The following is a 13594-nucleotide window of genomic DNA, read 5'->3' on the forward strand; positions in this document are numbered from 1 at the left end:
CGGTGGGCACTCTGCCCACCGTTATTGTTTATCTGAATACAAGAGAAACTTTCTCACCACAACTAAAACAGCAGCACAACTAAATACCGAATTACTGTTACTGGCATCGACTTTATCCATATGTGGATAACTTGGCAGAAATTAATTGGCACTTATCATTTATGTGGATAATTTACCAGATCAATCAGTTTATTATCCGGATTATAAATATAAATCGAAGTGATTTTTCCACAGGCACCGGTTCTGGTGTTTGGTTCTAGTTTCAGTGGAATATTATGCTGATGCATAATGGCTATTACTTCATCCAGTGTTTCTTCAACAATGAAACACAAATCGCTAAGCCTGAGGTAGGGTGCTGTGCTTTTAGCTTAAATTCATGTCCCAGCTGGTGTAAATTAATTTTCATCTGACCAAAATGCAGCGCAGTGCGATTATCAGCGAAGGTACTTATCTGCATACCAAGCACATTGGTATAAAATGGATATGATAATTAAATATTTATTAAGTTTAATTTCTAGATGGATCGAAATTACAATTTATTTTATAAAAAAGAAAAAATTCTATATCTTGTCTTGAAATTGTAAATTTTGCTTATATCTTGTTAGTGCATCAATTCGATGTTTATATTAGGAGAAATTATATGTCTAAAGTACCTTTAGGAACTGAACGTAAAACAGGCGAAAAATGTCCTGAAAGTGGTATTTGGAAAGTCAAAGGACAGCCGTCCACAACGGCTCCTATTGCTATAAATAACACATTTCCTCCCTATCAAAATAAAGCTGTCATTTGGAAATTAATCCAGTACGCTTAATATAAAAAGAAGCCTAAATCTTAAGATTTAGGCTTCTTTTTAATAATCTTTAGTAATAATTTATTCCATACGTAATTCCGCAGCACGGGCATGTGCCGTCAATCCCTCACCATGTGCCAAAATGCTGGCAATCTGGCCTAACTTTCTGGCTCCCTGAGCAGAAACTTGAATCAGGCTACTGCGCTTTTGAAAATCATATACGCCCAGCGGAGAAGCAAAGCGGGCGGTGCGGCTAGTTGGCAAGACGTGATTAGGACCAGCACAGTAATCCCCCAGACTTTCACTGGTATACTGTCCCATAAAAATGGCACCTGCATGGCGAATTTTCGATGCCCAGTTTTGCGGGTTGGCTACCGATAATTCCAAATGTTCTGGCGCCAGATAATTGGCAATCTCACAGGCTTCATCCAGATTCTGCGCCTGAATAATGGCACCGCGATTGGTCAGTGACGCTTCAATGATTTCTTTGCGCGGCATTTGTGCCAACAGTGCCTGCATCTGTGCTTCTACTTCGTGCGCATAGTCAGCATTGGTAGTAATCAGAATCGCCTGAGCAATTTCATCATGTTCTGCCTGACTGAACAAATCCATCGCCACCCATTTGGCAGGGGTAGTGCCGTCAGCAATAACCAGAATTTCACTTGGTCCGGCAACCATATCAATACCCACCACACCAAATACGCGCCGTTTGGCAGCGGCAACATAGGCGTTGCCCGGGCCGGTAATCTTGTCAACCTGAGCAATACTCTGTGTACCGTAAGCCAGTGCTGCTACGGCCTGTGCACCGCCAATGGTAAATACCTGTGTTACACCGGCTACATAGGCCGCAGCCAAAACAATATCATTACGTTCTCCATAAGGCATAGGTACAACCATCACAATTTCAGCCACACCGGCCACATGTGCTGGTATGGCATTCATCATTACCGAGCTCGGATAGGCAGCCTTGCCACCGGGAACATAAATACCTACCCGATCCAGAGCAGTAATCTGCTGACCCAGTAGCGTACCGTTTTCATCCTCATACTGCCAAGACTGCTGTTTCTGGTGCTGATGATAGCTTTCAATCCGTTTGGCTGCGGTTTGTAATGCCGTCTGGGCATCTGCCGGCAGACGAGTAAAGGCTGCGGCCAGGTCTGCCTGACTTAAAGTCAGCTCAGCCATAGATTGTGCCTGCGTATGGTCAAAGCGATTGGTGTATTCGATTACAGCAGCATCACCACGCTGCTGTACATCTGCACAGATAGCAGCCACGGCTGCATCCACTTGTGGATCCTGTGCAGTTTCAAACGCCTGTAGTGCAGTTAACTGAGTCTTAAAATCAGCATCCTGCGTAGAAATATATTTCATACCTTTGTATTTCGGGCAGCCTAAGCTGCCCGATCCTGATATTATTAATTAAAGATTGTTACCAAAATTATCATCATCTTCATCAATAACAGGTGTTACTGATTTGGCAGCAAGTTCATGTGCCGGAATGGTATTGCCATCTACTTCAACATCATAGGGTTTAATTACCCGTACCCGCAAGCCACGGCCGGCTTTGCGGCTGTCTACCCATTCACTGCTGATGGCTGCAATGGCGTTATTGGCACTATCAAAGCCATAATCTCTGGCATTGAAGCCACCATCGCTGGTTACCAGCTCACGGGCAACTGAGCTGACTGTTGCCCAGCCTTCGATATCACAGGTGCGCTCAATGGCTTTCTGCACCATCGGTACCAGACGGTTCCAGTGATGACGGCTGGAAGTTTCATTACTGGAACGGCCAGGCTTGGCTGAACGGCTATTGAAAGCAGATTTAGACGGGCGGCCACGACCACGGCCGCTTGTGGCCGGAGTTACTGCAGCTTCAAATACGGTTTTGCGAGGACGGCCACGACCGCGCTTGGTCTGGTCTTCACGCGTTTTATCGTAATTGGTAAATTCTGGTTCCTGAGTTTCAATTTGTACCAGCAGCGGCTCTTTATCTTTCTTTTTCTCTTCTGGTTCAATGGTTACACTGACCTTTTCTGCCGGCATTGCTGTAGAGACGGCCGGAATGGTAATCACCAGCGGTGCATCATTATTCTGCTGGAAAGCCGCTTGTTCACCAATCGGTGCATAAGACTTGCTTTCTGTTTTCGGAGCAAGATTATTATTGCGTTTTTTCAGACGTAGCCATAAATGGTTGCCGTGCATCTGAGTTTCAAAAATATCGATGGCATTAATCAGATAGGAAAGTTTGGTATAGCCATAATTGCGCGCATCAAAATCAGAATTTACCTTGTTGATATATTGACCAACCACACCCAGTGATGTCCAACCCTCATCATCAGCATGTTCCTTCACCGCATTACGGAACAGATTTATCAGTGCAGTATCCTGTTTCAGCTCGGCCGGGGTTTTGCGTTTATTGCGGAAAATTGGTGTCTGGGTTTTGTCTTCACCGATTTCTATCGTAGTATGGCTGAGCAGATTTTCGGTATAAATAAACTTGTCACAAGCTTTGCGGAATGATTCTGGCGTTTTCTTCTGCCCGAAACCATACACGGTCAGGCCATTTTCGCGGATACGCGAAGCCAGACGGGTAAAATCACTGTCGCTGGAGACAATACAGAAACCATCAAAAGTATTACTGTACAATAAATCCATCGCATCAATGACCATAGCCATATCAGTGGCATTTTTCCCCTTGGTGTAAGCGAACTGCTGCACCGGGGTAATCGCATGTGGTAATAGTGCGTCTTTCCATTTGGACAAACCACTACTCCAGTCGCCATAAATACGTTTAACACTGGCAATGCCATATTTCGCAATTTCTTCCAGTAAAGATTCCACAGTACTGGCTGAAGTATTATCCGCATCAATGAGTACTGCCAGTTTGGCTGAATTTTCTGTAGTCATTTAAAGAATTCCTATTCAATATAAATAAGCTTAAAAATAAGTTTAAATTTGTTGATTTTTTGCGTAGGCAAAAACATCAATAATGGGTTGTATGGCTGCATATTTCAGCTTTAAAGCCGCCTTGTTTACCACCAGCTGACTGGAAATATCCACAATATGTTCCACTGCATGCAGATTATTTGCCTGTAATGTATTACCGGTAGAAACCAGATCGACGATTGCATCGGCTAATCCTACCAATGGAGCCAGCTCCATCGAACCATACAGTTTAATCAAATCAATATGCACACCCTTACCGGCAAAATGCTCGGCAGCAATATTCGGGTATTTACTGGCTACCCGTAAACGGCAACCAGGCTGCGAAGCTGCCGCGTAATCAAAGCCCTTGCGTACCGCCACCATCATCCGGCATCGGGCAATATTTAAATCCAGAGGCTGATATAGCCCATCGCCATCATGTTCAATTAAAACATCTTTTCCGGAAATTCCAAAATCTGCCGCGCCATATTGCACATATGTGGGTACATCTGTTGCGCGGACAATAATTAAACGGATATTTTCATGATTCGTATTAATAATCAGTTTGCGTGATTGTTCCGGGTCTTCAATCGCATGAATTCCCGCCGCTGCCAGTAGTGGCAGAGTTTCTTCATAAATTCGACCTTTGGATAACGCTATGGTTAATTGTGCAGTCATTTTTTTCAGTATAGAGGAAAAGTAAAACTTTTTTAAGCTATAAATTTATTATTGGCTAAAAATAAATTTGTATAAAATATAAAAATATTAATTAAATAATTTTAGTCTAACAATTGTTTTATGTCATGGGTCAATTGAGTGGCTGTCTGGCTGTGTGGTTCATAAACCACGGTATGTCCCTGTTTATCTAGTAAATAAGTACCTGTGCTGTGGTCAACTAAATATTCATTTGCGCTACGCCCAGCTACTTTGTGGACAGCGATTTTATATTGGCCGATAACATTATTAAGCGCTTCCATGTGCTGTTTGTCTACAGTTAAACCAATAAAATCCGGATTAAAAGCAGATGCATAAGCAGTCATAACCTGTGGCGTATCGCGCTGAGGGTCTACAGTAATAAATAATACCTGTACTTGTTTACCCTTTTCCCCCAACTGGTTTATGGCGTCTGCATAGGCAAGCAGATTGGTTGGACATACATCGGGGCAATGAGTATAGCCAAATACCAGCGCTACCACCTTACCCTGAAAATCTCGCAGATGTATTGTTTTCCCATTTGCACCCAGCAAAGAAAAATCTTTGCCACCAAGACCTGCATCACGTACATCGCTGCCTTCAAAACTATATTGCTTTGGCTCAACAGCGTTTGTACTTGCTGCCTGTTCCGTAGACGCTGCCTGCTGTGGTTGGCATGCGCTTAGCATCAGTGCAGATATCATTAAAGCCAGAAAAGATTGGATTTTAAGCATAAATTTATTAATAATACAAAAGTTGTACATTTATAATGTTCAGATAACAATACTATACAGATTTTTAGTTCTAATTAATAAGTAAAATATAAAAAAATCCAAATATAAAATCAATATTTTATTCAGAAATAATTAGAAAAAAATTTTTGCCATAAAAAAATTCTTTACAACAACAGAAAATCCGTTATAATGCCGTTTTCTTCGCTAGCCCAGGTGGCGAAATTGGTAGACGCAGGGGACTCAAAATCCCCCGCCGCAAGGTGTGACGGTTCGAGTCCGTCCCTGGGCACCAGATTTTGAAAACCGCTGATAACAGCGGTTTTTTTACGTCTGTTACCTGGCGATTTTATGTGTCCCAGATAATGGGCAATCAGCCAGACTGCTGGTCAGATATTGTGTTTAAGCAGACAAAAACTTTGTGGTTAAATTAACCTGTTCAACACAGTATTTATGTCAGATTTCGCAGAACGCAGACTTTATTATAAAAATGTACCATGTTTATCATGTATGCATTTATTTTTACCAATAGTAATCATACAGTTACAGACTGGACATTATTGACAAATCTTTCAAGACAAATTATTAAAATTCACTGAAAAAATGATTATTAAACAGGCTGATAGCAAAAAAAAAGATTTGGAGGCACTAGAGCAGCTATTGCAATGGCCTGATTTAGCGCAACAGACACGGCAAAATATTGAGCAGCAGATACGATTAATTCGCGCGGGCATAAAAGGCGAAGCAGAATCAGCTTATCAGTTGCAATTTCATTTTGGCAATCACCCTGATTGGGTAATTATCAACGATTTGAGGTTGCAATATCAGGGTAAAGTGGCACAAATAGACCATTTACTGATTAATCGCCACCTGCAAATATTTGTATGTGAAAGCAAAAGAGTAGCTGGTAGTCTGATTATCAATGAACTGGGTGAATTTTCACGCATGTATAAAGGCAAAGGACAAGGCATGCCTTCGCCACTGGAACAGAATCAGCGCCATATCACCTTATTGAGCAAACTGTTACAAACCAATCTGATTCAGTTGCCCAGCCGTTTCGGCTGGCCGCTACGACCATCCATGTACAGTCTGATACTCGTTTCCAATGATGCCTATATCCGGCGTCCTAAAATTTCTGTACCAGGGCTGGATGAAATTATTAAAAATGAACAGCTGAAAACAAAAGTGCACCAGTTAAGCAAGGGTTTGGGTATATTCAGTTTTATTTGCACTGCATCGTGCACCAGTCTGCAAAAATTTGCCCGCCAGCTAGTGCAGCTGCATCAACCGGCACAATATGACTGGTTAGGCTATTTTGGCTTGAATCATTTAGCCAGTAAATTTGCTCACCTTGCTCCTGAGATTCAGCCACAATCGCAGACTGAAAACCAGAGTCAAACAGCCAGCCATTATTTTTGTATTGCCTGTCATAAAAATATTACCGCCAGTGCCGCTTACTATTGCTGGAATCATAAAAACATATTTGGTGGAAAAGCTTATTGTTATCAATGCCAGCAAAAAATTAAACAGCAATAAATACATTACTCGTGAATTTCCGTATCCTCGTATGATATACCTTAGCTTTTATCGTCAACAAAAACGATTGATATCAGACATCCATAACAGGAATGGATTAAAGCCAATATTTTTTACACAATAAGTACTGGTAAAAAAAGTTACAGAAATGCAATACTATAATTATCAGATATGACAGTGCGACTTTTGAATTTATACAAGCAATATGCAGTAGTAATATTTGTTTTCACAGGTAGCCATATCTACGAAACTTCCACGAATATTATTCTTATATAAATTCAACAGGTTGAACTATCATATCAATATTGTAGACAATAACAGGAATCCAATTATGAACATTGCCGATATTTCCAGACAGCGTTATACCACCAAGCATTATGATAAAACCAGAAAAATCCCGGCTGAGCAATTAACGCAATTATTCGAAGTTATCAGAAATAGCCCTTCTTCAGTAAATGCTCAACCATGGCATTTCTTTGTAGTGGATAATGATGCGGCACGTGCCAGAATCATGCCAGCAATAATGGAAATAAATCATCCACGGGTAGCAGACTCATCTCATACTCTGATATTTTGTGCCAAAACACCGCTAGATGAACAGCATTTACAAACCGTGCTAGCTCAGGAAGAAAAAGATGGCCGTTTTGGAGAAGGTGAAATCAAGGAAATGATGGATAAAGGTCGCCATTTCTTTGTAAATAAAAACAGCACTACGTCACAAGCTCAGCTCGAATGGGAAAGCAAACAGTTATATATCGTACTGGGACAGCTATTATTTGCTGCTGCCGCCATTGGCATTGATTCAACGGCGATAGAAGGTTTTGATGATGAAAAAATGGATGATATTTTAGAATTAAAACAACAGGGTTTAAAAAGCATTCTGGTGGTAAGCCTCGGTTATCGTGCTGCTAATGACAGTAATGCCAGTCGCCCGAAATCGCGTCTGCCGATAGAGCAGATATTTACCCAGATATAATTTATTTTCTGATTTTACAAATAAAATAGATTCTTTTAGTTAACTGAAAGAATCTATTTTGATATAAGGCTATTTGGTATTAGCAGTAGCCACACCAATAATATTTACATACTTAAATGATAATATTTGGTGTTAACAGATAGTATAACCCGCTAGATTTGATACAAAATTTATTTGTATTTAGCCTCGTAATCCTAATATTTCAACAATAACATAAACATTTTCTAATCTATATCATTGAATTTTTAATAAAAAATAGTAATTTACTATTATCTGAATGAAGAATGTGCCAGTATCCGATAAAAGCGGTTTAATATGCCATATGCTTAATAGCTGAAGCTAAACTCTGTATATTAAGGGAAAATTTTCCCTAAAAATAGGTTTCTAAGTTAGGTTTTCAATTAATATATAAAATATCCAGTCAGCAGATTCATAATATCAAACGGCATGATTGCCCATTAGTCCAATAAAAACTCTGCTTACAGTGAAATAAACACGAGATGAACGTTAATGTTAATTGTGAATATAAATAATTAACTCACCAAATTGTTACCGTAAGAAAAAATACAAGAGCCCCACCTTTTTAAAATTACCGTCCTTTTTTGTGCTGTTTTATTGGTTGCTTGATACCAATTTTTTGGTTGGGCGTGAATTATTTATTGACGCTACGGTTTTCAACTAGGCAAAGTTAAGCCGTATATTCCGATAAATTCTCTTACATCAATAATTATTTGTATAATTATATCTAATACTTTTACTCAGTTAGCAAATCTGGTTGTAATTTTTATCACTCCAGCAATAGCGCTTACACTGGTATGCGATTTATCAGGTCTACAAAAAAATCTTTAGTATGTATTCTTCCTAATTTTAAGTTTCTTTCATGGTGTTGCTACAGAATCTTTAGAACGTAATGCTGTAATTATTGATTTTTATTAGATTTTTTATTAATTGTCAATTATCATTGGCTATTTTGCTTTACGCAAACAATTTACTGTTATCGAAAATAAAGTACAAGTAAAAGCATTAATTTTAAATTCCACCATTGCTTTTATTTTGACATTGTTGCTGGCGATAATTGCTTTCTTTCTCAATTCATATTGTTGGCAATGGTTTAAAAATAGAATTTATTCATTAACAGAACAAGAAAGCGATAGCTTATGGGATATATTACTTCTTCTTCTTTTATGAGCTATTGGCTGGATAATGGCTCGTAAAACAGTAAAGGTATTTTTTAGTCAATAAAATAATTTATTCTGTTGAGCCAGCAACAGAATAGAATTTGTACCAATTCAATAAAATGATTTTGAATTTGTTAAATTGCCATTAATCAAGTTTAATTTTGATGGCTATTAACGGAGATACTTTTATATCGAGCGCAACGAGTGTTGCACCATAACAATAATCCTCATCACCCTCATTATTACCAAATTACCCACCATCTCAAATCTTTCGGATTAAGCTCCTTTTTCCATCGTAACAGACATTATTTTTGTCTTTAGCGTAGTGGCGGGTACGGTAATGGCTAGTAACGATTTCAAACATTTCAGGATCTAAATCATCCAGTACAATCAGTTTAATTCGAATAATATTTATAAATATGATTTTTATCTTTGAAATGATTTTTCTTTGCCACAAATTGAGCACTATTAGGAGCAACATAAGGTAATTTGTGCTTTTCATAAAAAGTGGTTTTTGCCTTTCACCATATTCTTAGCTAAACCTGAGATAATGCCATCTTTCTTAAACATTAAGCTATTTACATCGGCAGCCAATTTGTCGGCTCAGATAAGTGTTAGGTTGAAACATAGCAGACCTGGTCATCAATAATATAATGTCCAGTATCTAATGGGTTGAATTTGATCATTAGAAGAATATGTAATCCAAAGTCCCCTCTTGGCAAAAACAGTTTGCTCAAAAAGGAATATTGTCGCTATAACAAAAATAAAACAAATAATCCAAAAAAGTGCTTTATTTTTTGCATGGATAAATCCTCTGTATCTAATGAAGAATTTCCAATCCTTATTGTTATCCTCGTTTGAGGCACAGGCACCAAATATTGCCATGTTTCAATTTATCATCACTCGTCTTAGAGTAGATTAATGTATAGCATGAGTTAATCTATTTCCAGTAAATTGGATGGTATATTGCGTTATAATTATATGAAATTTAATATTTTATAGCTCAGAGTTTATATCCATTTCTCTACAATAAAGCATTGGGCTTTAAGCTTATTGATAATGAAAATATAACTACTAAGCCGATTATTTCAAAATGGCATGCTACGTATTAATTAAAATGCATAAAAATTTATATCGTCTTTCAATACAAATATATTTTTTGGCATGGTTTTGAATCAGTAAACATTAATTATGCTGGCTGTTCAGATATTGGTAGCCATTTTCACTGACAAATATAGGTATATTAATATCATGGTCTTCTGATTGAATTGAACCCACTTGCTGGCAGCTAAAACCAGCACCTACTAATAATGGCTGACGATGGCGAAATCTTGCCAGAGTTGCATCATAATAGCCGCCACCCTGTCCCAGTCGATTACCCTGATGATCTATACCAAGTAGAGGTATCAGCATAGTATGTAAATAGCGTGCCCGGATTTTGCATCCATTAAACTGCGGTATTTTGTGCTTGCCGGTATTCTGGTGATGCAGACTCAGATAACGAACAGTAGCGTGACGGCGAGGGAGACGAGGGCAGGGCGTAAACCATAGCTGGCGTTTTTTAGGTTCAATATAAGGCAAATAAACCTGAGCGCCGCGTTTCTGCGCCGTTACAATTAACGACCATAAAGATAATTCACTACCAACAGCCCAGTATACGGCTATGCGTTTCTGGCGCCGGATAAATGGGTATAAAAGACAGTTGATTTTCTTGGTCGCTAATCGACGTGTTTCTTGGCTTAATGCTTTCCTGAGCTGGCGCAACAGTCGCCGTAATTGTTGTTTATCTGAGTGAGTAGTCATGGATTTAAACTAACAAATTTATATACAATGGTTTTAGACGATGGAATAAGGGGTATGGATTGCTATACTTGTGAAGATGTATTTTTTCCTGTATTATTCCATGGTTTTACCTCGGTAAAAAAATTTTAGTAACGCTCGCATCGTACGCGAAAGGGTGCTCTGTTGCAGAGTTCTATGCGTGGCGGTGTCAGGCTTTAACCCTTTAAGGATTGAATTATGTCACAAATTACCATGCGCCAGATGCTGGAAGCAGGCGTACACTTTGGTCACCAGACCCGCTACTGGAACCCGAAAATGGCTGAGTATATTTTCGGTGCGCGTAACAAAATCCATATCATCAATCTGGAAAAAACCCTGCCGCTGTTTGTAGAAGCACAGGATGTTGTGCGCCGTCTGGCTGCCAACAAAGGTACTGTTCTGTTTGTAGGTACCAAACGCCAGGCACGTGATATCATTAAGGAAGAAGCAACCCGCGCTGGTGCTCCTTACGTGGATCATCGCTGGCTGGGCGGTATGCTTACCAACTACAAAACCGTAAAACAGTCTATCAAACGTCTGGAAGAAAAAACCGCTGCGCTGGAAAATGCCACTGAAGCCGGTTACAGTAAAAAAGAAGTGCTGGAAATGCAGCGCGAAGTGGCCAAGCTGGAACGTTCTTTAGGCGGTATCAAAGACATGAAAGGCTTGCCGGATGCGATTTTTGTTATCGATACCGGCTATCAGAAAGGTACGCTGGTAGAAGCTGCCAAGCTGGGTATTCCGGTTATCGCTATCGTTGATACCAACAACAGCCCTGACGGCGTTAAATACGTGATTCCGGGTAATGACGACTCAGCCAAGGCAATCCGTCTGTATTGCCGTGGTATTGCCGATGCCATTTTAGAAGGTAAGGCTCAGTCTTTACAGGAAGTGGTACAGGCTGCTCAGGCTGCGGAAGAAAGACAGGCTGCAGCTACTGCTGAGTAATCAGTTATCTCGCATCTTTGTAAAAGAAGGGGGACGTTAGTGCCCCTTTTTTTGAAACAATTTTCAGTCTGATATCCATCCGGCTGAGCGTAATCAAGTTTAAGGAGTAAAACATGGCTGCAATTACTGCAAAAATGGTAGGTGATTTGCGTGCTGCTACCGGTTTGGGCATGATGGAATGCAAAAAAGCACTGGTAGAAGCCGAAGGTAACATGGAAAAAGCAGAAGAAATTCTGCGCATCAAATCTGGTGCCAAAGCTGGCAAACTGGCCGGCCGTACTGCTGCAGAAGGCGTAGTTGCTGATTATGTAGATGGCAAAGTAGGTGCCGTTGCCGAAATTAACTGTGAAACAGACTTCGTAGCCAAAGATACCAGCTTTATGGCATTTGCTCAGGCTGTGGCCAAAGCTGTTGCCGTACATAACCCTGCTTCTCTGGAAGCTCTGGCTGAAGCCAAAACTGATGACGGTGTAACTATTGAAGAAGCACGTAAAGCTGTTATTGCCAAACTGGGTGAAAACATTACTGTACGTCGCTTCGAACGCATTGAAACCGACAACAGTCTGGTTACCTATATGCACGGTACCAAAATCGGTGTACTGGTTGAGCATAAAGGCGGCGACACTCAGGCTATCCGTCAGGTAGCAATGCATATCGCTGCCTCCAAGCCACAATGTGTTTCTGCTGCTGAAGTAGACCCTGAAATTGTAGCTAAAGAACGCCACATCTATGAAGAACAGGCAGCTGCTTCCGGCAAACCGGCAAACATCATTGAAAAAATGGTTGAAGGCCGCGTGCAGAAGTTTCTGGCTGAAGTAACCCTGCTGGGACAGCAGTTTGTTATCAATCCTGATCAGACTGTGGAAAAATTCCTGAAAGAACAGAATGCTGAAGTAAACCGTTTTGTTGCTTTCCACGTTGGCGAAGGTATTGAGAAAAAAGAAGTAGATTACGCTGCTGAAGTCGCTGCTGCTTCTAAAGTATAAGGCAGTTAATGCCATGGGCACTCTGGATTCAGGATACTGAATCAGGGTGCTTTTTTTTGAGTTATCTGTTTACTCCGGTTGAGATAACTGAAATAAAAGTTCCCATCCTTATCCATTGAAAATTATAGTGATAGCTGTTAATTATCTAATGGCAAACTGACAGAAAGAATGATCATGACTAAACCAGCTAAATACAAGCGTGTATTATTGAAACTATCCGGTGAGTCCCTGATGGGGCCAGATGCTTTCGGTATCAATCGCGATACTATTATGCAAATCACCGCACAGGTCAAAGAAGTGGTCGACATGGGCGTAGAAGTAGCCATTGTTATTGGTGGTGGTAACATCTTTCGTGGCATGGCACAGTCAGCCAAAGGCATGGAACGTGCAACAGCCGATTACATGGGCATGATGGCAACAGTGATGAATGCACTGGCCTTGAAAGAGGCATTTGAAACCCAGCAGGTTAAAGCTCGAGTTCAGTCTGCCCTGAGTATGCAGCAGGTTGCAGAAACCTATGCTCGTCCCAAAGCCATTCAGTATCTGGAAGAAGGCAAGGTAGTAATTTTCGCAGCAGGAACCGGTAATCCGTTTTTCACCACAGATACAGCAGCCAGCTTACGTGGTGTGGAAATGAATTGTGATATTATGTTAAAAGCAACCAATGTAGATGGTGTGTATACTGCCGACCCCAAAACCAATCCTGATGCTAGACGTTATCAGGAGATTACCTTTGATGAAGCGATTAGCCAGAACCTCAAGGTGATGGATGCTACAGCATTTGCCTTATGCCGCGAGCAGAAACTGAATATCGTAGTATTTGGTATATTCAAGCCAGGTGCACTGAAAAATGTCATTATGGGTGAAGACGAAGGTACATTGGTTCACGTATAAAACCCACCAGAGTACTTAACTAAACTTGTGGTGACGCGTATAACTGCGTTAGTATGCGCGTTTGCCATTTTCTGGTAGCAAAAATTTCGAAAAGATTGAAATAAATGCAGCCAGTT

The 13594-nt window shown here is 40.4% G+C and carries 12 protein-coding genes and 1 tRNA gene; 7 read left to right on the plus strand and 6 right to left on the minus strand.

What is annotated here, in order from left to right; genetic code table 11:
• Positions 1–155: 155 nt before the first annotated feature.
• Complete coding sequence (locus BGI33_RS13415) at positions 156–332, minus strand: hypothetical protein (RefSeq protein WP_218965143.1); 177 nt, start codon at positions 330–332, stop codon at positions 156–158.
• Positions 333–640: 308 nt separating this feature from the next.
• Here BGI33_RS13415 and BGI33_RS13060 point away from each other — a divergent pair, with 308 nt between their 5' ends.
• Positions 641–811: a hypothetical protein gene (locus tag BGI33_RS13060; protein WP_180298964.1), complete on the plus strand. Its 171-nt coding sequence runs from the start codon at positions 641–643 to the stop codon at positions 809–811.
• Positions 812–871: 60 nt separating this feature from the next.
• On the opposite strand, the gene hisD is transcribed toward BGI33_RS13060, so the two are convergent.
• From hisD to BGI33_RS05765, 4 genes are all read right to left on the minus strand, one after another.
• Positions 872–2161 (minus strand): histidinol dehydrogenase, encoded by a 1290-nt coding sequence (gene hisD / locus BGI33_RS05750; protein ID WP_100090348.1) that lies wholly within the window; start codon positions 2159–2161, stop codon positions 872–874.
• Between the two features lie 48 nt (positions 2162–2209).
• Positions 2210–3697, minus strand: coding sequence for an NYN domain-containing protein (locus BGI33_RS14175; protein ID WP_100090349.1), 1488 nt, complete (start codon positions 3695–3697; stop codon positions 2210–2212).
• 42 nt (positions 3698–3739) lie between these two features.
• Positions 3740–4393 (minus strand): ATP phosphoribosyltransferase, encoded by a 654-nt coding sequence (gene hisG, locus BGI33_RS05760; RefSeq protein WP_100090350.1) that lies wholly within the window; start codon positions 4391–4393, stop codon positions 3740–3742.
• Between the two features lie 101 nt (positions 4394–4494).
• Positions 4495–5097, minus strand: coding sequence for an SCO family protein (locus BGI33_RS05765; RefSeq protein ID WP_180296991.1), 603 nt, complete (start codon positions 5095–5097; stop codon positions 4495–4497).
• 252 nt (positions 5098–5349) lie between these two features.
• Here BGI33_RS05765 and BGI33_RS05770 point away from each other — a divergent pair.
• From BGI33_RS05770 to nfsB, 3 genes are all read left to right on the plus strand, one after another.
• Positions 5350–5434: transfer RNA gene (locus BGI33_RS05770), tRNA-Leu, on the plus strand.
• A 308-nt stretch (positions 5435–5742) separates the two neighbouring features.
• Positions 5743–6675, plus strand: coding sequence for a nuclease-related domain-containing protein (locus BGI33_RS05775; RefSeq protein ID WP_100090352.1), 933 nt, complete (start codon positions 5743–5745; stop codon positions 6673–6675).
• Between the two features lie 331 nt (positions 6676–7006).
• The gene (gene nfsB / locus BGI33_RS05780) at positions 7007–7651 is read left to right on the plus strand and encodes an oxygen-insensitive NAD(P)H nitroreductase (RefSeq protein ID WP_100090353.1); all 645 of its coding nucleotides are present in this window, start codon (positions 7007–7009) and stop codon (positions 7649–7651) included.
• Between the two features lie 2363 nt (positions 7652–10014).
• On the opposite strand, the gene BGI33_RS05795 is transcribed toward nfsB, so the two are convergent.
• A complete protein-coding gene (locus BGI33_RS05795; protein ID WP_100090356.1) occupies positions 10015–10632 on the minus strand; it encodes a 5-formyltetrahydrofolate cyclo-ligase in 618 nt (205 codons plus the stop codon).
• Positions 10633–10848: 216 nt separating this feature from the next.
• On the opposite strand from BGI33_RS05795, the gene rpsB reads away from it, so the two are divergent.
• The 3 genes from rpsB to pyrH all read left to right on the plus strand — a co-directional run bounded on the left by rpsB (position 10849) and on the right by pyrH (position 13478).
• On the plus strand, positions 10849–11598 hold the full coding sequence (gene rpsB / locus BGI33_RS05800) for a 30S ribosomal protein S2 (RefSeq protein WP_100090357.1): 750 nt from the start codon (positions 10849–10851) through the stop codon (positions 11596–11598).
• A gap of 113 nt (positions 11599–11711) precedes the next feature.
• On the plus strand, positions 11712–12584 hold the full coding sequence (gene tsf, locus BGI33_RS05805; RefSeq protein ID WP_100090358.1) for a translation elongation factor Ts: 873 nt from the start codon (positions 11712–11714) through the stop codon (positions 12582–12584).
• A 174-nt stretch (positions 12585–12758) separates the two neighbouring features.
• The gene (pyrH, locus tag BGI33_RS05810; RefSeq protein WP_100090359.1) at positions 12759–13478 is read left to right on the plus strand and encodes a UMP kinase; all 720 of its coding nucleotides are present in this window, start codon (positions 12759–12761) and stop codon (positions 13476–13478) included.
• The last annotated feature ends 116 nt before the right edge of the window (positions 13479–13594 follow it).

Origin of the sequence: Snodgrassella alvi (genome assembly GCF_002777425.1) — a bacterium.
GTDB classification, from domain to species: domain Bacteria; phylum Pseudomonadota; class Gammaproteobacteria; order Burkholderiales; family Neisseriaceae; genus Snodgrassella; species Snodgrassella alvi_B.

Bases quoted from the DNA above. Each gene is read 5' to 3' on its own strand.
- BGI33_RS13060 (WP_180298964.1), top strand. From the start codon at position 641: ATGTCTAAAGTACCTTTAGGAACTGAACGTAAAACAGGCGAAAAATGT.
- hisD (WP_100090348.1), bottom strand. From the start codon at position 2,161: ATGAAATATATTTCTACGCAGGATGCTGATTTTAAGACTCAGTTAACT.
- BGI33_RS14175 (WP_100090349.1), bottom strand. From the start codon at position 3,697: ATGACTACAGAAAATTCAGCCAAACTGGCAGTACTCATTGATGCGGAT.
- hisG (WP_100090350.1), bottom strand. From the start codon at position 4,393: ATGACTGCACAATTAACCATAGCGTTATCCAAAGGTCGAATTTATGAA.
- BGI33_RS05765 (WP_180296991.1), bottom strand. From the start codon at position 5,097: ATGCTAAGCGCATGCCAACCACAGCAGGCAGCGTCTACGGAACAGGCA.
- BGI33_RS05775 (WP_100090352.1), top strand. From the start codon at position 5,743: ATGATTATTAAACAGGCTGATAGCAAAAAAAAAGATTTGGAGGCACTA.
- nfsB (WP_100090353.1), top strand. From the start codon at position 7,007: ATGAACATTGCCGATATTTCCAGACAGCGTTATACCACCAAGCATTAT.
- BGI33_RS05795 (WP_100090356.1), bottom strand. From the start codon at position 10,632: ATGACTACTCACTCAGATAAACAACAATTACGGCGACTGTTGCGCCAG.
- rpsB (WP_100090357.1), top strand. From the start codon at position 10,849: ATGTCACAAATTACCATGCGCCAGATGCTGGAAGCAGGCGTACACTTT.
- tsf (WP_100090358.1), top strand. From the start codon at position 11,712: ATGGCTGCAATTACTGCAAAAATGGTAGGTGATTTGCGTGCTGCTACC.
- pyrH (WP_100090359.1), top strand. From the start codon at position 12,759: ATGACTAAACCAGCTAAATACAAGCGTGTATTATTGAAACTATCCGGT.